This window comes from Pseudomonas grimontii (assembly GCF_007858185.1).
In the GTDB taxonomy this organism is placed as follows: domain Bacteria; phylum Pseudomonadota; class Gammaproteobacteria; order Pseudomonadales; family Pseudomonadaceae; genus Aquipseudomonas; species Aquipseudomonas grimontii.
Genome location: NZ_VFES01000005.1, coordinates 160335 through 180469, shown reverse-complemented (window position 1 = coordinate 180469; position 20135 = coordinate 160335). Strand labels below are relative to the sequence as shown.

The window sequence follows — 20135 nt, the reverse complement described above, 5'->3', positions numbered from 1 at the left end:
CGGACAAAGGCTTCCCATGAGTGAAGATGCACAAGACGTCGTTCTGATCGTCGAGGACGACGAATCCATTATGTTTGTGCTGGGTGAATACCTGGCGGGCCTGGGTTATCGGGTGTTGAAGGCGATCGATGGGGAGCAGGCCTTCGAAATCCTGGCCACCAAGCCGCACCTGGACCTGATGGTTACCGACTACCGCCTGCCGGGCGGGATTTCCGGCGTACAGATCGCTGAGCCGGCGATCAAGCTACGGCCGGAATTGAAAGTCATCTTTATCAGCGGTTACCCGCAGGAAATCCTCGACTGCAACAGCCCGATCACGCGCAATGCACCGATCCTGGCCAAGCCGTTTGATCTGGATACGCTGCAAGAGCATATCCAGCGCTTGCTCGCCTGAGCGCCGCAGCGCCGAACGTACACGGCGCCATCGGCTCCAAAGGGTCAGGGGGTCAGCTTCTGCACATTGGCCTTGAGTGTGCTGGCGGGGGTGTAGGCGAATTGCCAGCCGGTTTTTCCGTCGATCCCATCAAGAAAACGCTGGAGGCCTTTTTGACCGCTGCCGTCAAGGCGGTAGACGGTCATCCCGCCGCTGACCGCTGGCTCATTGCCCAGCAGTGCCATGGCAATGTCCAAGTCCGGGCTGTTGGTGTTGAACAGGTACAACTCGTTGTGCATGGTTTTCTGGATGTAGACGGTGTGGCCAAATAATCCAGCCTCGCTGGCATGTTTGAAGTTAATCAGGCCGGACTCCGTAATGTCAGCGGCATTGAACGTGGCTTTGATACCGTCTGGTTGGATTCCCATGATATCCAGATAGCCCTGTGAATAGTTTGTACCGCCCTGACGGTGGGTGGCGGCTTGCACAGTGTCGAATATTTTGGGCGTAAAGGTTTTTTCCGCCTGGCCCACACGCATCGAAGCCTCGTAACAGACCAGGCCTTGATTCTTTGGAATATTACCCAAAATATCCCAACTCTTTATCAACTCAGCGTTAGAAATCGGCCCAGTGCCGGTTGGGGTGATGGGGGCCTCATACAATGCCTTGACGTCTGGGCTAAACACGTTGTTTGTTTGTTGCCAGGCGTCGTCATGGTCAAGCACCCTGAACTCCAGTGTATTGGAGTCGCTGCTGTGGGTTTTATATTGCGGCGTCAGTTTTTTATCGCGGGTCAGTTTTTCCAGGCCCTTTTCCATGTCTTGCGCGCTTGGAAACTGGGCGAGGCCATGATTGGGGTCATAAAAGTAAAAGGTCTTGCGCGTGCCATCGACTTTTACCCCAGCCGCCATGGAGTGCCCAGGATATTCGACCATGAGCGACTTCGAGACATCCGAATCGGCCAACTCCTTGACCATGCCTTTCAATGACACCTGGCGTGTGGGTTGCCTGGCACGGAAGGTGGTCGGGGTAGTCAGTATGTTCTGGAGCTTGCTCAACCTGGCAACGAACGCTCTGGAGGCCAGGTCCGTCGGAAAGGCCGCGGCGGTGTACATGTTTTTGATCAGCACCTGCTCTTTCCCTTCCGCTATCGCGGTCGCCATGGTCCGTGCAAGCGCGGAACACTGGCCATCGGACAGTTGCGCTGTTTGAGAAATGTAAACGACTTGCGGCATGGGGATGACTTCGCCGAAGCGCGGTTGGATCACGTCGATAAACCTGGCGGTGCCACTGCGGCCGAATTCGTAGGCAACGTCGTTGTATTTCTTGACCAGCATCCCGACCTGCTCGGCCGTGAGGTTTTTGTTGCCGGCCAATTTCATCACGTCTGCCGCTTTCATATTTTTGGAAACCCCCTTGATCGTTTGAGGGTTCCCAGAGAAGTAGCCGCGTTCAAAGGCTTCTTTCTCAGGCCCGTCTCGATGGGCGCTGACGGTTTTTTTCCAATCAGTGACAACACTTCCAGGCGTTGTCGAAGCAGTGGCCCAATTGCCCAACGCCTGCGGGTCGAGCTGCGCTGAAGGCACAAAATCTTTAAGCGCCGGGCCGTAGGCCTGCCCCGTCATGGAGTTGTAGTGATGCCATTGCCCGTTTTGCAGCACCGCTGGCCCCTCCAGAATTTCGTTCTTAACCTTGAAGGTTCCCATCGAAGAGGCATCGAAGCGCTTGCTGGCGTGCAACAGATCATAGTTGCCGGCCGCATGGGTCAGCTCCCTGAAGCCCCGGGAGGTGGCCTTGAAGCCGCTTCTTCCGAGTTTCAAAGCCCCTTTGGCCAGGTCGCCGATACCATCCACGGGATTAAGGCTGCCGATTGCCGCCCGCCCGATAATCTTGCCGCCATGCATGACGTTGCTGAAAGCCGAGGCCCCGGCCGACAGTGCCTTGGCGCCCTTCGCGGCGGCGCCGGCACCCACCACAAAGCCGAACACATCCAGCGACAGGTCCAGAATGCCCTCGGCTATATTGCCATCGCGCAAGTTGACGATTGCCGAGCGCAGCGGAATCAGGTTAAGCATGAATTCCTGCGCTTTCTTGTAAAACGGCGTCTCGGTATCGAAGGTGGTCTGCCCCATGGCTTCCTGCCGAAGTTCACGAATATTGATATGGTTGACGAACGCATCGGCAAGGTACGCAGTCCTCTCGCTATTGAAGCTATCGGGTGTGGCGTCGCCACCGTATCGTGCGTCGGTCATACCGGATGAGTACTTGCCGGCGCCCGTGACTTCCACAAGCTCTCGGCCGGGATGGGTGTGATCAAGCGGGAATTTCCCAGGCCTGAAGTCCCCCAGGTCAGTGCGCTCGACCATTTGCCCCCGTTTCAGATCGACTTCGTATGTGTGAACCTGCCCGTTGCGCTCGGTCTTGATCAACAGGTTGTTGTTTTCCCGAGGTCGGGTACTGACTCTTAGGCTATAGGGGGCATAAGAGAGCTTATCTTCACGAGCGATCGTGACTTTGCCGTATTCGAGGTTTCGTCGGACCTCGATCGGTTGTTGCGCGACCAAGTGTCTGAGTTGCACTGAAATAGCGTTTTCAACAGCATCAGCGTACGGGCCGAAGCGCTTTTTGAACTCGGCGGATATGTCTGGAAGTTGCTTTATCTTCGCGAGGGCTGCGGCAATATCGACATCGGTGGACGCGGAGATAAAGCGGCTGGCAGAAGGCCGGTCCGATGTCGTGCGAAAAAGCGCCGTATAGAAGGCGTCGTAATGCGGGGTGGGGGCGCCACTGGCGCTCCTGCCGTCCATATACAGGTCCAGCATCGAGTAGGGCCCCGGAAAATCTGCCACGGCAGGTTCCAGGGTGATGCACTGCTTCTCGAGGAGCCCGGGCTCCATGTCTGGAAAGGCTTGTCTCAACTGGGCCAATGCCATCTCCTTGGCCACCGGCATCGGCGTGCCAAGCGCTTCGGACGCGGTTTTCAGCGCGTCGATACGCGCGTTGTACGCCGTGCTCACCTCTGCCATCTGCGCCTCGGTGCGAGGGTAGGGCATCCCGTTCGCGGCCGCCCAATCCTTGAGTGCTTCTTGCTGCCCAGTGTATTCAATGGCGCGGTCATGGGCAGAGATCGGTGCAATGGAGGCTTGCAGCATCACCTGACCGTAACTCATCGTGGCGGTCGAGCCCGGCGCTTGTGCTTCCAGACGTTTGACGGCCGTGGCGAATGCCACCCAGCTGTGAGAGCCGAAGGTCACCTTGTCGGGGATATCCTTGACCAACAATTCCGGCGCGCGGTTGGCCAAGCGCAAATACACCAGAAGCTTGGCTTTTTCAGTCGACGATGCTTCGTCGCTGTTGACCATGTAGTCGGTGACGGCCCTAACGATGGCCGATGCGCTCTTGCCGTAGTTATGGGCTGCGTTCCACGTGTATCTCCCGATGTGGTTTTTTGAATCCTGTGTCGGCGAGTTCAGATCAACGTTCAATGCAGCCAATAGCCAATCGTCGACGCTGCCTTTGACCGACTTTGCGTCGAAGCTGGCCTGGATCGCTTTGCCCAGTGCCTGTGCGCGGTCCGACTGGACTAACTGGTCGATGACCTTTTGTGGGTTTTGCCCATCGGAAGGCTCCAGCGTCCGGCCTTGCATCAGGTAATCCAGCACGTTGTCATAGGGGGCCAATTCAACGCCGTCAAACTTACCGAAACGAATACCGGCCTGCAGTTGCCGCTGGCTGGTGCTGTCCAGCGGTATTGGCCAGTCCAGCGCGCCGCCATAGTTGCCATACCGCACGCTTTTCGGCGGCGGGTTGAGCAGGGCGGCGGCCAGGTTAGTCACCTCTGCACGTGTCTTGGGAATATCCAGGCCATTTTCCTGCAGGTACTGCTTGAGGCTGGTCTCGCCCCGGTGGTTGAGGCTGTCGGCTGGAAAAGCGCTGTGGGGATCTACCTGCAAGGTAAGCTCTTGCAACAAGGCGTGAATCTGCCGTTCGTCCAGGTCGCCGGTCTCCAGCAGGGCCGCCATGTGCTTGAACTCCCGCGCAGCAGTGAGCCGGGTATTTTTATCGCCGACGCTCGCCTTTTGCCTGAGGAGTTCTTCTTCGCCGCGCAGCGCCTGCAAGGGCGCCTTTTGCGCGGTTGGGAGCTGCCAGAATGCGTTATAGCGCTCCAGCTCATCAGCGTGTTCACGGTTGTGTTCCGGGGTTTGGAATTCGGGCTGATAGTAGAAATGCGTGACCACATCCAGCGGCGCGCTGGTGCTGTTTTCGGAAAGCGGAGGCTTGAAAAGTGAGGTGCCGCCGCGCCCGTTGACGACCTTTCCTGCTTCGATGATCGGTCCACTCAATTGCGACCAGGCCTGGTCATTAGCGCGCAAGAGTGGGCCTGATGCCCGGAAACGCTGGACGTTGTCGGTGATTTCTCCACGCTCGGGAGAAATGAGCAGCGCGCGCTTATTCACCCCGACGGACAGCAGCCAATCATTCACATCCTGGGATTGCATGGCACGCCCCAACTGCGCCCACCACTGGCCGAACGTCGAGTGTGCGGGGATGTTATCGATCATGATCTCGCGGTCATGACTGGGCACCCCCGTCGTACGCCGCAAGGCTTGAGCGTACAGCGCCACCAGCTCGCGGTCGCCGGCAGCGCGACTGGCGTCAGACGATGCGGCGGGGAGGTCGGCGCCATGCGCGCTGGGTGTCTCAGCAGGCGGCTGATTGACAGTTGAAGTGTGGGATGCAGGGCGGGGAGCATTTAAAACGGTGGCAGAATTAATCATCCTACGGCTCGTCAGGTCATTTTAGGGGGGGCCGGGCTAAACTTCGTCGCCCGATACCTAACCTTAATGTCCGAAAAGCGTTCAGCGATTCCAATTCGCCCCGTGTCCAATCGTGTCCGGATTGACCTTGTCGAATCAGCTCACGCCTGGATCATCTCCCTGACCTTCGCCGTCAACAAATCAAACGTAAACGGCTTGGTGATCAGCTGCATCCCTGGGTCGAGAAAACCGCCGCGTACGGCTGCATGCTCGGCATATCCGGTAATGAACAACACCTTCAGGTCCGGCCGAATCTGCCGCCCGATTTCCGCCAGTTGCCGACCGTTCATGCCCGGCAGGCCAACGTCGCTGATCATCAGGTCGATACGCTGGTCGGACTCGATGATCGGCACGGCTGCATCGGCGTCGCCGGCCTCGACAAAGGCGTATCCCAGTTCCTTGAGCACTGCACTGACCAGCACGCGCACCGCCGGGTCGTCCTCGACGATCAGCACGGTTTCGCCGGCATTGGCGAACGGCAGCAGCGCTGGGTTTATCGCCGCGCCGGTGACGACTTCGCCGATAAAGCGCGGCAGGAACAGGCTCACAGTAGTGCCCTTGTCCACTTCGCTGTGAATCGTGACGTGGCCACGGGACTGACGGGCGAAGCCGTAGATCATCGACAACCCTAGACCGGTGCCCTGGCCGATGGGCTTGGTGGTGAAGAAGGGGTCGAACACGCGGCCCATCACGCTTTGAGGAATGCCACAGCCGGTGTCGCTGACGCTCAGTTCCACGTAATCGCCGGGACTGAGGGTGCCGTAGGCGGCGGTGAATACGCTGTCCAGATGGCGATTGGTGGTCTCGACGGTCAGCTTGCCGCCACTGGCCATGGCATCGCGCGCGTTGATCACCAGGTTGAGCAGGGCGCTTTCCAGTTGGTTGGGGTCGGCTTCGGCGGTCCACAGTTGATCGGTGAGGCGCATCTCCAGGGTGATGCTTTCGTTGATGCTGCGTTGCAACAGCTCGCCCATGGAGGTGACCAGTTGATTGATCTGCACCGGCTTTGAATCCAGCGACTGGCGCCGGGAAAACGCGAGCAGGCGGTGGGTCAGCCCGGCGGCCCGGTTGGCCGAGGTCACGCCCAGGTCGATTAAGCCGTCGAGGTCGTCGAGCCTGCCGCGAGCGATACGCCTGCGCAGCAGCTCCAGGCTGCCGATAATCCCGGTGAGCATGTTGTTGAAGTCGTGAGCGATACCCCCCGTCAATTGGCCGACGGCTTCCATCTTCTGGGATTGACGCAAGGCTTCTTCGTTACTGCGCAACTGGGCGGTGCGCTCTTCAACTTGCTGCTCAAGGGTTTCGAGGGTGCGCTGCAACCGCGCCTCGCTCTCGCTCAAGTCAACCAGCCGGTCACGCGCGTCATATTGCCGGCGCCGCCCGCGCAGGGCGGCGCTGACCAGGCTGATCAAGGTCACCGGGTGAAAGGGTCGCTCCAGGAAGGTCACGTTGCCGAGCAAGCCACTGAGGTGGGATGAGCCGTTCTGCTCGTTGCCACCGTGATGGGTCATCAGCACGATGGGCAGGTCGGACCAGGCGGGCTGTTGATGCAAGTGCATCAGCAAAGGCTCCAGGTCCTCGCCGCGCAAGGCTTCGGCCGCAATGATCAACAAGCCGGCGCCGTGCTCAAGCGCCTCGCACAGTCCTTTCAGGTTGCTGGCAATGATGCCGCTGTAACCGGCTTCTTTGAGCATCATCAACGCCAACGAGCCGTCACGCCCCATTGGCGCAAGCACAATGGCGCGCTCGGAGACGGGTGACAGGCCTGTCACACGCCCTCATCCCTGAGCAACGGTGAACCCGCGCCCATATAGGTCGGGATCCCGCGCAGCACACCCTGGAAATTATCGAGAGGCTCGCCGACGGTCATGCCCTGGCCGCTGATGCGGTATTCGCGAATAGTCGCCTCGTGGGAGCCGGTGCGCTTCTTGATGATCGAGATGGCTCGGCGCACCTTGCCCAAGGCTTCGAAGTAGCGCAGCAGGATGACCGTGTCGGCCAGGTAGGTGATGTCGACGGGGGCCTGCATGTCGCCGACCAGACCGTGTTGCGCAACGGTCATGAACGTCGCCGCGCCTCGGCGATTGAGGTACAGCAGCAGCTCGTGCATATGCAGGATCAGCGCGTTCTCTTCGGGCATGGCGGCCTGGTAGCCGTTGATGCTGTCGATGACCACCGTCTTGATCCCGCGCTCGTCGACGCAGCGCCGCACGCGGTGCGAGAATTCGCCGGGTGACAGCTCGGCCGCATCCACTTGCTCGATCAGCAGGTTACCCGTGGCTTGCAGGGCGGCGAGGTCGATACCCATGTTCTTCATGCGTTCGAACAGCAACCCCAGCTCTTCATCGAAGATAAACAGCGCGGCTTTTTCACCCCGCGCGACGGCCGCGGCGGCAAAGATCATCGAGATCAGCGATTTGCCGGTACCCGCCGGACCAAGGATCAGGCTGCTGGAGCCGGTCTCGACCCCGCCGCCCATCAGGGCATCCAGTTCGCGAATGCCGCTGCTCAAGGTCTCACGCACATAACCGCCGCGATGTTCGGCCGCCACCAGGCGCGGGAACACATGAATGCCATCTTGCATGATCGTAAAGTCGTGGAAGCCGCCCCGGTATTTCTGGCCACGGTACTTCACCACGCGTACGCGACGGCGTTCGGCGCCGTAGCTGGGGGTCAGTTCTTCCAGGCGAATTACCCCGTGGGCTACGCTGTGCACGGTTTTGTCGAGGGATTCGGTGGTCAGGTCATCCAGCAGCAGGACGGTGGCGTCGTAACGCACGAAGTAGTGCTTGATCGCCAGGATCTGCCGGCGATAGCGCAACGAGCTTTGCGCGAGCAGGCGGATTTCCGAGAGACTGTCGATCACCACGCGGGTGGGCTTGACCCGTTCCACCACTTCGAAGATTTGCCGGGTGGCCTCGCCCAATTCCAGGTCGGAGGAATACAGCAGGCTCTGCTGGTGGTCGGCGTTGAGCAGGCTCTCCGGCGGCGTCAGTTCGAAGATATGGATGTTGTCATCCAGATTCCAACCATGGGACTCGGCCCCCTGGCGCAACTCGCGCTCGGTCTCGGACAGCGTGATGTAGAGCGATCGTTCACCGCTTTTGGCCCCGGCTTGCAGGAAGTGCAGGGCGACGGTGGTTTTGCCTGTGCCGGGTTCGCCTTCCAGCAGGAACAGGTGGCTGCGCGATAGCCCTCCGCAAAGAATGTCGTCAAGACCTTCGATGCCAATGGCCGCTTTGTCGGTTAACAACGCTTTGGATGTAGACAAGAAGTGCCCTCAGGTCACATACGAGTAGAGGATGCGCAGCCATGTGACCGCGCTATGTTCTCTTGACCGTTGCGCTCTGCGGCGGTTCAACTGGATCCGGGATTAATGCGGGCTGTGGCACGTTTTGCACACAATCGTGCCGCGCACCTACAGGCCTTGCGCAAGCGCCGGATCGTCAGGGTTTTGTTGCTCGAGCTGGGCGAGCAACACCTGGACATTCTGCAATTGGCCACTTTCCTTCCAATAGTTCACAAGCAGCACCCGCGCCTTGCGATTGGCGGGGTTACGCTGAACGATCTCTTCGAGTTGGCGCTGGGCGGCTTCCAGCTCCTCCTGGGCGTGCAGGGTGGTAGCCAGGTCATAGCGATAATCCTGATTGTCCGGCTCAAGCTCGACCGCTTTGGACAGGCCGAGCAGCGCATAGGGGCGTTCGCCATGGTGCAGCAGCCACATGCCCAGGGCGTGTTGCAGGTAGGCCGACTCAGGATGCGCTGCCAATTGCCGCGCCAGCAGCTGGCGCGACTCATCGGTCTTGCCCTGTTTGTCGAGTAACTCGATCTGCGCCACCACCGCCTGCAGGTTGTCCGGCTGCAAGCGCATGGCCTGTTCCAGGGCGTTTTGTGCTTCCGGCAGCAGGGCACTGTGAATGTACAGGCGCGCCAGTTGAATCCAGCCCTCGGCGGTTTCGGGTTGGGCCTTGAGCTTTTTCACGAACTCGTCCAGCACCTGCTGCAAGGGGCCGAAGTACAGGCCCAAGGTGTCGGGCGACAGGCCGAGCAAGGCATTGGCGGCGGCAAAGCGCACGCTTTGTTCGGGGTCATCCAGCACCGGGCCGAGCAACAGCGTGCGCTGGCCGGTGGGCACCAGGCCGACAATGCTGTGGATGGCTGCTTCGCGCACCAACGGTGAGTCGCTGGTGAGGTCTTTATCGGCGAGTTTCAAGGCCTGGGGGCTGGGGTAGTTGGGCAATTCGGCATGCAGCGCGGCGCGGCGTTCGGGTGACAGGTCCGGCCGGCCCAATTGCTGATACAGCACGCGCGCTGCGCCCGGCTCGCCGTTATGCGCCTGTTTCAAGGCTTTCGAGTAACCATGGGCAATGGCGGGAGGCACGGCCACCTGGGTGGTGCGGGAGAAATACCAGGTGATCAGCACAATCAACAACAGGGCGCACAGGCCGACGATGGAGTAACGGCGTGACTTTGACATGCAGGCGTCCGAAAAGCTGAAGAAGCAAAGCCGTCAGCTTCGGTCAGACCACGGCAGGTGTCAAACCCGCTTCAGGTCAGCACGTATTCCACCGGTTCCAGGGCCGGCGGCAGGTCGGTTTCGCCCAGGGCGGCGAGCAGCTCACGCTCCAGGGTGCGCAGGATCGCATTGCAGGGCAGGTCGTTTTCGTCGAAGCCGAACGGGTCTTCCAGGTCGTCGCCGATTTCATCCAGGCCAAAGAAGGTGTAGCTGACAATGGCGGTAAACACCGGCGTGAGCCAGCCCAGGGGCTCGGCCATGGCGAACGGCAAGAGGATGCAGAACAGGTAGATGGTGCGGTGCAGCAGCAAGGTGTAGGGGAAGGGCAGCGGCGTGCTTTTGATCCGCTCGCACGCGGCCTGTACCTGGCTGAGGCTGACCAGGCGGGTTTCCAATTGGGTATAGCGCCATTCGCTGATGGCGCCTTGCCCGGCCAGCGCGGAAAACCGCGCGCCGAGCTGTTGCAGCACACGGTCAGGGAGGTTGGGATGACTGGCTTCCACGCTGGCCCACGGCTGGATCGCCAGGGCTTCGTCTTCATGGCGCAAACGCGCGATCAGCCCATGGGCGAACCCACCCAGGCTCCGCAGCAGGCGCCCGCGCTCCGCCGGGTCAGTGAGCACCTGGGTTTCGCGAATCAGCGAACGCACCTCGATGATCATCTGCCCCAATTGCTTGCGGCCTTCCCACCAGCGGTCATAGCAGGCGTTATTACGAAAGCTCATGAAGATCGACAGCGACAGCCCGAGCAACGTGAAGGGCGTGGCGTTGACCTTGGAAAAATATGCCGGGTGCAGGGTTTCCACCAGCACGATCACCGACGCCAGCAGCGTGACCAGCAGGCTGCGCAGGGCGATGCGCTTGGCAATCGAGCCCTTGAGCGAAAACAGGATGCCGAGCAGGTTGGGTTTGGGACGTACGATCATCGGGGGCAGGGCTTCTTCGCTGGCGCAGGCCCTCAGGTTAGGAGCTTGCACGACGGGCGTCCAATCGCTTGGACTGACCGGCCGATCAGCGGGGTCAATGATTGGCCAAACCAGTCAGCCATGTTGAAGGCTTTGACCATTGCTGCTGTGGCGTTGCGGAGCGACTATTTCGGCGATCCCGACCGTTCAAGGAAACAATAATGCAGATTGAGAACAAGATTTTTCTGGTCAGCGGCGGCGCTTCCGGCCTCGGTGCAGCCACCGCAGACATGCTGGTCGCGGCCGGTGCCAAGGTCATGCTGGTGGATTTGAACGCCGACGCCGTGGCGGCCAAGGCCAGGCAGCTCGGCGACAACGCCCGCAGCGCTGTGGCGGATATCAGCCAGGAAGCGGCTGCTGAAGCCGCCGTCCAGGCAACGGTCGCGGCGTTTGGCGGTTTGCATGGTTTGGTCAACTGCGCGGGGGTGGTGCGCGGTGAAAAAATCCTCGGCAAGAATGGCCCTCACGGGCTCGCAAGCTTTGCCCAGGTGATTAACGTCAACCTGATCGGCAGCTTTAACTTGCTGCGCCTGGCGGCGGCGGCCATCGCTGAAACAGAAGCGAACGCCGACGGCGAGCGCGGGGTGATCATCAACACCGCTTCGGTGGCTGCGTTCGACGGGCAGATCGGGCAGGCCGCTTATGCGGCATCCAAAGGCGCGATAGCCAGTCTGACCTTACCCGCCGCACGAGAGCTGGCGCGCTTTGGCATTCGCGTGATGACCATCGCCCCCGGCATTTTCGAAACCCCGATGATGGCCGGCATGACCCCCGAAGTCCGCGACTCCCTGGCCGCCGGCGTGCCGTTCCCGCCGCGCCTGGGCAAACCTGTCGAGTACGCCGCGCTGGTGCGGCACATCATTGAAAACAGCATGCTCAATGGCGAGGTGATCCGTCTCGACGGCGCCTTGCGCATGGCCGCCAAGTAAGGAGGATGACCCATGAATGATCCCATCGTGATTGTCAGCGCCGTACGCACGCCCATGGGCGGGTTCCAGGGCGACCTCAAGGGCCTGACCGCGCCGCAACTGGGCGCTGCCGCCATCCGTGCAGCGGTCGAGCGTGCCGGTATCGCCCCCGACGCCGTGGATGAGGTGTTGTTTGGTTGCGTGCTGCCCGCCGGCCTGGGCCAGGCGCCTGCGCGTCAAGCCGCCCTGGGCGCAGGGTTGGACAAGTCCACGCGATGCACCACCCTCAACAAGATGTGCGGCTCGGGCATGGAAGCGACAATCCTGGCGCATGATTCGCTGCTGGCCGGCAGCGTCGACGTGGTGATCGCCGGGGGCATGGAAAGCATGTCCAACGCGCCCTACCTGCTGGACCGCGCCCGCAGCGGCTACCGCATGGGCCACGGGCGCGTGCTCGACCATATGTTTCTCGACGGTCTGGAAGACGCCTACGACAAGGGCCGCCTGATGGGTACCTTTGCTGAAGAGTGCGCGCAGCTCAACGGCTTCAGCCGTGAGGCGCAGGATGCGTTCGCTATTGCGTCGCTGACCCGCGCGCAAGAGGCAATCACCCATGGCAGCTTCGCCGCCGAAATTGTCCCGGTACAGGTCACCGTCGGCAAAGAGCAGAAAACCATCCTGCATGACGAACAACCACCCAAGGCCAAGCTGGAAAAAATCCCCAGCCTGAAACCCGCGTTCCGCGACGGTGGCACCGTGACGGCGGCCAATTCCAGTTCGATTTCCGACGGTGCGGCAGCGTTGCTGCTGATGCGTGAGTCCGAGGCACAGAAACGTGGGCTCAAGCCGCTGGCGGTGATCCATGGGCACGCGGCGTTTGCCGATGAGCCCGGGCTGTTTCCGGTGGCGCCGGTGGGTGCGATTCGCACATTGATGAGCAAGACCGGTTGGAGCCTTGACGACGTCGATCTGTTCGAAATCAACGAGGCCTTTGCCGTGGTCAGCCTGGTGACCATGAGCAAGCTGGAAATTCCCCATGCCAAGGTCAATATCCACGGCGGGGCCTGCGCCCTGGGCCACCCGATTGGTGCGTCCGGCGCGCGCATCCTGGTAACCCTGCTTTCGGCCCTGCGCCAGAAAGGCCTCAAGCGTGGCGTCGCCGCCATTTGTATCGGCGGCGGTGAAGCCACGGCCATGGCCGTTGAATGCCTGTATTAAGGACTGAGCCCAATGCTGCCCAATGACGAACAACTGCAAATCAGCGATGCCGCCCGGCAATTTGCCCAGGAGCGGCTCAAGCCGTTTGCCGCCGAGTGGGACCGCGAACACCGCTTTCCCAAGGAAGCCATCGGCGAGATGGCCGAACTGGGCTTTTTCGGCATGCTGGTGCCGGAACAGTGGGGCGGCTGCGACACCGGTTACCTGGCCTACGCCATGGCCCTGGAAGAAATCGCCGCCGGTGACGGCGCCTGTTCCACCATCATGAGCGTGCACAATTCCGTGGGTTGCGTGCCGATCCTCAAGTTCGGTAACGAGCAACAAAAAGCACAATTCCTCACTCCCCTGGCCAGTGGCGCCATGCTCGGCGCTTTTGCCCTGACCGAACCCCAAGCCGGTTCCGATGCCAGCAGCCTGAAAACCCGCGCGCGCCTGGAAGGCGACCATTACGTGCTCAACGGTTGCAAACAGTTCATCACCTCCGGGCAAAACGCCGGGGTGGTGATTGTGTTTGCCGTCACCGACCCGGCAGCGGGCAAGCGTGGGATCAGCGCGTTTATCGTGCCGACCGATTCGCCGGGCTACAGCGTGGCGCGGGTCGAGGACAAGCTGGGCCAGCATGCGTCCGACACCTGCCAGATCCTGTTTGAAGACGTGAAGGTGCCGGTCGCCAACCGGTTGGGCGAAGAGGGCGAGGGCTACAAGATCGCCCTGGCCAACCTCGAGGGCGGCCGTGTAGGCATCGCCTCGCAATCGGTGGGCATGGCCCGCGCCGCGTTTGAGGCGGCCCGTGACTACGCCCGTGAGCGCGAAAGCTTCGGCAAAACGCTGATCGAGCATCAGGCCGTGGCCTTTCGCCTGGCGGACATGGCCACGCAAATCGCCGTGGCGCGGCAGATGGTGCATTACGCCGCTGCCCTGCGGGACAGCGGCAAGCCGGCGTTGGTCGAAGCCTCGATGGCCAAGCTGTTCGCCTCGGAAATGGCCGAGAAAGTCTGTTCGGCCGCCTTGCAAACCCTGGGCGGTTACGGTTACCTGAGCGACTTCCCCCTGGAGCGGATCTACCGCGATGTGCGGGTCTGCCAGATTTACGAAGGCACCAGCGATATTCAACGTATGGTCATCTCACGCAATCTCTAAGGAGCCGATACATGAGTTACGAAACCATTTTGCTCGAAGTCCAGGGCCGCGTCGGCTTGATTACCCTCAACCGTCCCCAAGCCTTGAATGCCTTGAATGCACAGTTGGTCAGCGAGTTGAACCAGGCGCTGGATGGCCTGGAAGCCAACCCGGAAATCGGCTGCATCGTGTTGACCGGCTCGAAAAAAGCCTTCGCCGCCGGCGCCGACATCAAGGAAATGGCCGAGCTGACCTACCCACAGATCTACCTCGACGACCTGTTCAGTGACAGCGACCGCGTGGCCAACCGGCGCAAGCCGATCATCGCCGCGGTCAACGGCTTCGCCCTGGGCGGTGGCTGCGAACTGGCGCTGATGTGCGATTTCATCCTGGCCGGTGACGGCGCCAAGTTCGGCCAGCCGGAAATCAACCTCGGCGTACTGCCGGGCATGGGCGGCACCCAGCGCCTGACGCGAGCGGTGGGCAAGGCCAAGGCCATGGAAATGTGCCTGACCGGGCGCTTTATCGATGCGGTGGAAGCTGAACGCTGCGGGATTGTCGCGCGCATCGTGCCGGCCGATGATCTGCTGGACGAGGCGCTGAAAGTCGCCACGCTGATTGCCGGCAAATCGGTGCCGATCAGCATGATGGTCAAGGAAAGCGTGAATCGCGCGTTTGAAGTGAGCCTGTCGGAAGGCGTGCGCTTTGAGCGCCGGGTATTCCATGCAACGTTCGCGACACTGGATCAGAAGGAAGGCATGGCGGCGTTTGTGGCCAAGCGTGCGCCGGAGTTCAAGGATAAGTAGCAGTGGGAAGTGACTAGCTGCAAGCGTCAAGTAAAAGCTAATCTGCTTTTACCTGACGCTTGCAGCTTAAAGCTTGCAACTACTACGTCTGATAGTGCTTGAGCTCTCTGGCAATCACCATCCGCTGGATCTCGCTGGTCCCTTCGTAAATCTGCGTGATCCGCGCATCCCGGTAGTAACGCTCCACCGGGTAATCCTCCAAATATCCATAGCCGCCATGAATCTGCATCGCGCTGGAGCAGACTTTCTCGGCCATTTCCGAGGCGAACAGCTTGGCCTGGGACGCTTCCGAGAGGCAGGGCTTGCCGGCGCTGCGCAGGCGCGCGGCATGCAGGATCAGTAAACGGGCAGCGTTCAAGCGGGTTTGCATATCTGCCAACAGGTTGGCGACGCTTTGGTGTTCGATGATGGGCTTGTCGAACTGCACCCGGTCACGGGCATAGGCCAGCGCTGCCTCAAAGGCCGCACGGGCGATGCCGAGGGCTTGGGCGGCAATGCCGATGCGGCCGCCTTCAAGGTTGGAGAGGGCGATGGCCAGGCCTTTGCCGCGTTCGCCGAGCAGGTTAGCCTCGGGCACGCTGCATTGGCTGAGCGTCACCGCGCAGGTGTCCGAGGCCCGAATACCCATCTTGTGCTCGGTGCGGTCGACCACAAACCCAGGGGTGTCGGTGGGCACCAGGAACGCGGAAATGCCTTTCTTGCCCAGTTCCGGGTCGGTCACGGCAAATACAATCGCCAGCTTGGCGCGCTTGCCATTACTGACGAACTGCTTGGCGCCATTGATCACCCACTGGCCATCGCGCAGTTCGGCGCGCGTGCGCAGGTTGTGGGCCTCGGAGCCGGCCTGGGGTTCGGTCAGACAGAAACAGCCAATCGCCTGGCCACTGGCAAGATCGGCCAACCAGGTTTGTTTCTGTTCATCTGTGCCGTAGTTGAGGATTGGCCCGCAACCCACTGAATTATGGATACTCATCAGCGCACCGGTAGCGCCATCGCCGGCAGAAATCTCTTCCACGGCCAGGGCGTAAGCCACGTAGTCGACATAGGTGCCGCCCCATTCTTCCGGCACTACCATGCCTAACAGGCCCAGCTCACCCATCTTCGCCACCAGGGCGTCATCGATCCAGCCGGCTTTCTCCCAGGCTTGGGCGTGGGGGGCAATTTCGCCACGGGCGAAGTCGCGCGCCATGTCACGAATCATTACCTGTTCTTCAGTATATTCAATGTCTTGCATGGCTTATTTCGCAACCTGCTCGAAGTGATGGAAGAAGCTGTCGACATGGCTCTTATCCAGTCCATGGAGCGTCGGCGGGTTCCAGCGAGGGTTCTTGTCCTTGTCGATGATCAGCGCGCGGACCCCTTCGATCAGGTCACCGCGTTCGAACCATTGGCGGTCCAGGTGCAGCTCCAGGGCAAAGCACCGCTCCAGCGGCAAGCGCCGGCCGCGCCGCAGCATTTCCAGGGTCACGGCCATGGCCAGGGGTGAGCGGGTTTGCATCAGGTGGACAGTGTTCAATGCCCACTCGTGGCTGTCGGCGACGGTGACTTCCTGGAGCTGCTCGACGATGCTCGGAATGTCCGGCAGGCCGAAGAAGTGGTCGATAGCGGGACGCAACGCGGCCAACGGCGGGTCGGGCAGCCGCTGCACGGCCAGCTTGGCCAACACCCCTTGCAGGTCCTTGAGGGGCGATTCCTGCCATTGCAGGCTATCGAGTTTCTGGTCGAGGATGGCCAGCTTGGCGCTGTCCAGGTACCAGTTGGCCAACCCGCAATAGAGGGCGTCTGCCGCGCGAACCTGCACACCGGTCACCCCAAGGTAAATGCCCAGCTCACCGGGAATGCGGGGCAGGAAGTAACTGCCACCGACATCCGGGAAATAACCGATCGCCACCTCCGGCATCGCCAGGCGGCTGCGTTCGGTGACGACACGCAAATCCGCGCCTTGCACCAGGCCCATGCCGCCGCCCAGGACAAATCCATCCATCAGGGCCAGTACGGGTTTGCGGTAATGGTGGATGGCCAGGTCCAGCGCGTATTCCTCGACGAAGAAGTCTTCGTGCAGGGTGTCGCCACTTTTAAAACTGTCGTACAGGGAGCGAATATCGCCGCCGGCACAGAAGGCCTTTTCGCCTGCGCCGCGCAGGACCACGGCATGTACCTGCGGGTCGTCTGACCAGGCCTGCAGCTGTTGCGTCAGGCTGCGCACCATGTCCAGGGTGATGGCATTCAAGCCGGAGGGGCGGTTGAGGGTGAGGTGGCCAATATGGTTACGCACTTCGGCCAAAACATCGTTCTGAAGCTTATCGGCACTGCTTGCTTCGCTTGAAACCTGAGCAGTCATCTGTAACTCCCTGCTTTTATTGTTCTTTATCAAGATGTTCGTGGGCGAACCTTCTCGCGATCGTACCAGTGCAAATTTGCCCAGTACAACCCGGAATCATGCAGGTCGTTTTTGCATTTATGCAGGGTGCCGGGCGCGGCTCAGGTCACGCGGGTTGCCAGTACTTCACCGATGCTGCGGCGCCGAGCGTGGGTTTCTGCGGCATGGATCAATTGCTCCAACTCCGTGGGGGCCACATCGTAGAACTGCTCCATCTCGGCCAGTGCCAATTTCAAGTCGGCGGCGGTAATGGCGGGATCGCGGGCCGCCCTGGGGTCAGGCAAGACGGTTGTCGATGCCTCGACAGCACCCTTGGGGTAGCGCGTTCGCGTAGCGTTATTGTAGGCCAGCGCACAGGCCAGCAGGGCACCGGCGCCGAGTAATACGGCACCCAGTTCGTGCCAGCCCAGGGCGGCAGAGGCGGGGTCGGCCAAGACCAGGGTCATGGCCAGGCCACCGGCGGGCGGGTGCAGGCACCGCAGCCAGCACATCAGCACCACGGCCATGCCGGCCGCCAGGCAGGCACCGCCCAGGGTACGCCCAAGGACGCGGGCCACCAGCAATGCCACGACACCGGCGCACAGGTAGCTGCCGATGATCGACCAGGGTTGCGCCAGCGCACCGGACGAGACCGCAAACAACAGCACCGCCGAAGCGCCCAGCGGACCCAGCAGGTGCAGCGCCACCTCCATGCCAAAAACCTGGGCGCAGAGCCATACACTGAATAATGTACCCAAGGCCATGCCAATCGCGGCACGGCTCCATTCGGCGGGGCGGGTGTTGATAGCAGCGGGAAACCAGCGAGCGAGCATTGAAAAGAAATCCATAAACGGCGGGCAAAAAAAAGGCTTGTCTGGTCGCCCGGAAAAGCCCTTTGAAAGTTCCTGCATTTGGGGGAGGAACCCGCGCAGTGTGCCGCGCCTGATAGGGCAGCGCCAATGCATATTAATGAGGGTTAAATACAAAAATAATGCATTTATTACGAAGTGACAGGAGGGTTGAGCTTACCGAGAACGCGATTATCGGTTTCCTCATTGAATAAATGCTGTTGCAGGTTTTCCCGCAGCCCCGGCTCGCCGGCCAGGGGGCCGTTGAGTGCCACCAGGGCATTGCGCAGCCACATCAGCCGGTCCAGCGGCGGAATGGGCAAGTAGCCGATATGCACTTCATCACGGGCCAGGGAAGCAGGGGTACGCGGTAAACGATCATTTGGCACGGTATTGTCCTCTCACGAAGTGAACCACAGCGCCAGCTGCGGCTCCTAGCGTCCTTGTTGTTATCCATGGCCTATGGCGGTAGATAGCTACCGCGCGAGGTCATTGAGTTTACAGTTGGGTTTCAGACGCGGGAAAGTGAAATGGCACCAGCCATTACGCATAGCTGCGTAGGATCTTTCTGCGTCGCAACTCAAGGTAGAGCAGGTTTGGCCAGATACAGCAGCACATAGGGGTTTCGGTCGAACTCGCCGGTCAGGGTCGGACGAAGGGCGCGAAAGCGCGGGTCTTGCAAACCTTCGAAATCCGCCTGGCTCATCACCAGCCAGGCTGGCCCTTGTAACGGCGTCAGGTCAGAGGCTTGTTGGGTGAACAACGGCACCTGGTCGCAGTCGAGGTTGACCATGTACTTGATCGCCTTGGCGTCTTTGCCCAAGCCGTGCAATACCACGGGAGCGCGCTGTTGCTTGACCTGCTCATGCACTTGCAGCGTAAAGGTGCGGGTGTCGTAGACGCTGCGTTCGAGCGGTTCGACCACTGCAATATACGTCGCCCACACCGCAAGCACGGCGGCAAACGCTGGCCCGAGCGGCCGCAGGCGAGGCATGAACAACGCCAGCAATGCCAAGACCTGCAACAGCCCGAGCACGGCGAACACCGGCCCCAGCTGGCTCAACTGCTGCGGATAGCGTGGCCGCGCGAATACCAGCCCAACGATCAGCAGGCCTGGCAGCAGTGTCCATAAACCCAGCATCAAGCCGCGCAGCCAGGCAAACAGACGACCTTCAGCGACCTGGAACGGGTACGCCGCAATGATCGCCGCCATCGGCAGCATTGGCAGCACATAGCGGGCCTTCTTTGCCTGGGGAATCGACAGGCCCAGCATCACCAGCAAGCCGGCGGCGGCGCAGTACAGCACCAGTTGCAACGCTGGCGTGGAGACGCGTCGCCCACTGACCGCGACCGCCAACAGCACCAGCAGAGCGACGGGATAGGCGAGGGCGTAATTGCCCAGCGAGCTGGTGAAGTAATACAACGCGCCGCTGGAGCCCTCACTGCCGTCCATGCGCCCCAGGAACTGCATGCGGATCACGTCCTGCATGAAGCTCTCGCCGCCACTGAGCTTAGCCATCAGCAACAGCAAGCCGACACAGGCCGCCAGCAGCGCCAGGGCCAGCAGGCCAAAGCTGAACAGTTGGCGCCATTGCCGGTTGATCAGGTAGTAGCTGCACAGCACGCCCGTAGGAATGACCAACCCGATCGGCCCACGAATCGCAAAGCCGAGAATCAGCAGCAGGTACAGCCAGTACAGGCGTTTACCCCCGCCGAAATGGTCATGGGCATAACCCAGGTAGAACACCGCCAAGGCGATGGCCGCGAGCATCTGGTCGAGGGACACCGCGCGGGTTTCACTGATGAAGGTACTGCTCAGCAACAGCAGCGCGATGCTCAGCAGGCCCCAACGCTGGGAGTAGGGCGCTGTCAGGCGATACACCAGGGAGACGATCACTGCCGAGGCAATCGACGTGGGCAGCCAGGCCGTGAGGCTGGTGACCTGACCCAGGGGCAGCGACAACAGCCAGGTCATCAGCGTCGAGGTGGCCAGGTAATCGGCATACGGCTGCCCGTACGTGGTGGGGAAAAACCCCGGCCCATGGCGCAGCATCTCCTGGGCAAACACCACGAAGCGTGAGTCGAAACCGATAATTGCCTGATGCCAGCTGCCAGCGATGAACAACAACAGCGCCAGCAATCCCAGACCGAGGGATTGGCGGCGGATCGTTGGGCTGAGCAAGGGCGGGTGAGCTTTGTTCACGAA

At 60.9% G+C, this 20135-nt stretch carries 15 protein-coding genes; 5 read left to right on the top strand and 10 right to left on the bottom strand.

The features are described 5' to 3' along the window. Positions 1 to 16 precede the first annotated feature (16 nt). Positions 17 to 394, top strand: a complete 378-nt coding sequence (locus FIV39_RS10680; protein WP_003217591.1) for a response regulator — start codon at positions 17 to 19, stop codon at positions 392 to 394. A gap of 44 nt (positions 395 to 438) precedes the next feature. On the opposite strand, the gene FIV39_RS10675 is transcribed toward FIV39_RS10680, so the two are convergent. The 5 genes from FIV39_RS10675 to FIV39_RS10655 all read right to left on the bottom strand — a co-directional run bounded on the left by FIV39_RS10675 (position 439) and on the right by FIV39_RS10655 (position 10632). Next, positions 439 to 5151, bottom strand: coding sequence for a hypothetical protein (locus tag FIV39_RS10675; RefSeq protein ID WP_143513872.1), 4713 nt, complete (start codon positions 5149 to 5151; stop codon positions 439 to 441). 140 nt (positions 5152 to 5291) lie between these two features. Then, complete coding sequence (locus FIV39_RS10670) at positions 5292 to 6962, bottom strand: ATP-binding protein (RefSeq protein ID WP_090404056.1); 1671 nt, start codon at positions 6960 to 6962, stop codon at positions 5292 to 5294. Further along, positions 6959 to 8461: an ATPase domain-containing protein gene (locus tag FIV39_RS10665; RefSeq protein ID WP_090404058.1), complete on the bottom strand. Its 1503-nt coding sequence runs from the start codon at positions 8459 to 8461 to the stop codon at positions 6959 to 6961. Before FIV39_RS10665 ends, FIV39_RS10670 begins: the two co-directional genes overlap by 4 nt. A gap of 147 nt (positions 8462 to 8608) precedes the next feature. Then, a complete protein-coding gene (locus tag FIV39_RS10660; RefSeq protein WP_090404060.1) occupies positions 8609 to 9667 on the bottom strand; it encodes a tetratricopeptide repeat protein in 1059 nt (352 codons plus the stop codon). A gap of 71 nt (positions 9668 to 9738) precedes the next feature. After that, on the bottom strand, positions 9739 to 10632 hold the full coding sequence (locus tag FIV39_RS10655; RefSeq protein WP_090404062.1) for a bestrophin family protein: 894 nt from the start codon (positions 10630 to 10632) through the stop codon (positions 9739 to 9741). 200 nt (positions 10633 to 10832) lie between these two features. Between FIV39_RS10655 and FIV39_RS10650 the strand changes: the two genes are divergently transcribed. Genes FIV39_RS10650 through FIV39_RS10635 form a run of 4 tightly spaced genes read left to right on the top strand, consistent with a single transcriptional unit; the run spans position 10833 to position 14722 of the window. Continuing rightward, positions 10833 to 11600 carry an SDR family NAD(P)-dependent oxidoreductase gene (locus tag FIV39_RS10650; RefSeq protein WP_090404064.1) on the top strand — a complete coding sequence of 256 codons (768 nt, stop codon included), beginning with the start codon at positions 10833 to 10835 and terminating at the stop codon, positions 11598 to 11600. Positions 11601 to 11612: 12 nt separating this feature from the next. After that, entirely contained in the window at positions 11613 to 12797 is a 1185-nt protein-coding gene (locus FIV39_RS10645; RefSeq protein WP_090404066.1) for an acetyl-CoA C-acyltransferase, read from the top strand. A gap of 12 nt (positions 12798 to 12809) precedes the next feature. Continuing rightward, on the top strand, positions 12810 to 13937 hold the full coding sequence (locus FIV39_RS10640) for an acyl-CoA dehydrogenase (protein ID WP_090404068.1): 1128 nt from the start codon (positions 12810 to 12812) through the stop codon (positions 13935 to 13937). An 11-nt stretch (positions 13938 to 13948) separates the two neighbouring features. Beyond that, the gene (locus FIV39_RS10635; RefSeq protein ID WP_090404070.1) at positions 13949 to 14722 is read left to right on the top strand and encodes an enoyl-CoA hydratase; all 774 of its coding nucleotides are present in this window, start codon (positions 13949 to 13951) and stop codon (positions 14720 to 14722) included. 82 nt (positions 14723 to 14804) lie between these two features. On the opposite strand, the gene FIV39_RS10630 is transcribed toward FIV39_RS10635, so the two are convergent. The 5 genes from FIV39_RS10630 to FIV39_RS10610 form a co-directional block, all read right to left on the bottom strand. Then, positions 14805 to 15956: an acyl-CoA dehydrogenase family protein gene (locus FIV39_RS10630; protein ID WP_090404072.1), complete on the bottom strand. Its 1152-nt coding sequence runs from the start codon at positions 15954 to 15956 to the stop codon at positions 14805 to 14807. 3 nt (positions 15957 to 15959) lie between these two features. Further along, on the bottom strand, positions 15960 to 17063 hold the full coding sequence (locus FIV39_RS10625) for an enoyl-CoA hydratase/isomerase family protein (RefSeq protein WP_090404074.1): 1104 nt from the start codon (positions 17061 to 17063) through the stop codon (positions 15960 to 15962). 140 nt (positions 17064 to 17203) lie between these two features. After that, complete coding sequence (locus tag FIV39_RS10620; RefSeq protein WP_090404076.1) at positions 17204 to 17914, bottom strand: HPP family protein; 711 nt, start codon at positions 17912 to 17914, stop codon at positions 17204 to 17206. A gap of 167 nt (positions 17915 to 18081) precedes the next feature. Beyond that, the gene (locus FIV39_RS32985; RefSeq protein WP_259194788.1) at positions 18082 to 18237 is read right to left on the bottom strand and encodes a type VI secretion system contractile sheath small subunit; all 156 of its coding nucleotides are present in this window, start codon (positions 18235 to 18237) and stop codon (positions 18082 to 18084) included. 272 nt (positions 18238 to 18509) lie between these two features. Beyond that, on the bottom strand, positions 18510 to 20132 hold the full coding sequence (locus FIV39_RS10610) for an ArnT family glycosyltransferase (RefSeq protein ID WP_090404080.1): 1623 nt from the start codon (positions 20130 to 20132) through the stop codon (positions 18510 to 18512). Between the last annotated feature and the right edge of the window lie 3 nt (positions 20133 to 20135).

What these genes read in the sequence shown, in the direction of transcription:
- FIV39_RS10640 (WP_090404068.1), top strand. Translation starts at nt 12,810, where the DNA reads ATGCTGCCCAATGACGAACAACTGCAAATCAGCGATGCCGCCCGGCAA.
- FIV39_RS10675 (WP_143513872.1), bottom strand. Translation starts at nt 5,151, where the DNA reads ATGATTAATTCTGCCACCGTTTTAAATGCTCCCCGCCCTGCATCCCAC.
- FIV39_RS10655 (WP_090404062.1), bottom strand. Translation starts at nt 10,632, where the DNA reads ATGATCGTACGTCCCAAACCCAACCTGCTCGGCATCCTGTTTTCGCTC.
- FIV39_RS10645 (WP_090404066.1), top strand. Translation starts at nt 11,613, where the DNA reads ATGAATGATCCCATCGTGATTGTCAGCGCCGTACGCACGCCCATGGGC.
- FIV39_RS10620 (WP_090404076.1), bottom strand. Translation starts at nt 17,914, where the DNA reads ATGCTCGCTCGCTGGTTTCCCGCTGCTATCAACACCCGCCCCGCCGAA.
- FIV39_RS10635 (WP_090404070.1), top strand. Translation starts at nt 13,949, where the DNA reads ATGAGTTACGAAACCATTTTGCTCGAAGTCCAGGGCCGCGTCGGCTTG.
- FIV39_RS10625 (WP_090404074.1), bottom strand. Translation starts at nt 17,063, where the DNA reads ATGACTGCTCAGGTTTCAAGCGAAGCAAGCAGTGCCGATAAGCTTCAG.
- FIV39_RS10630 (WP_090404072.1), bottom strand. Translation starts at nt 15,956, where the DNA reads ATGCAAGACATTGAATATACTGAAGAACAGGTAATGATTCGTGACATG.
- FIV39_RS10680 (WP_003217591.1), top strand. Translation starts at nt 17, where the DNA reads ATGAGTGAAGATGCACAAGACGTCGTTCTGATCGTCGAGGACGACGAA.
- FIV39_RS10650 (WP_090404064.1), top strand. Translation starts at nt 10,833, where the DNA reads ATGCAGATTGAGAACAAGATTTTTCTGGTCAGCGGCGGCGCTTCCGGC.
- FIV39_RS10660 (WP_090404060.1), bottom strand. Translation starts at nt 9,667, where the DNA reads ATGTCAAAGTCACGCCGTTACTCCATCGTCGGCCTGTGCGCCCTGTTG.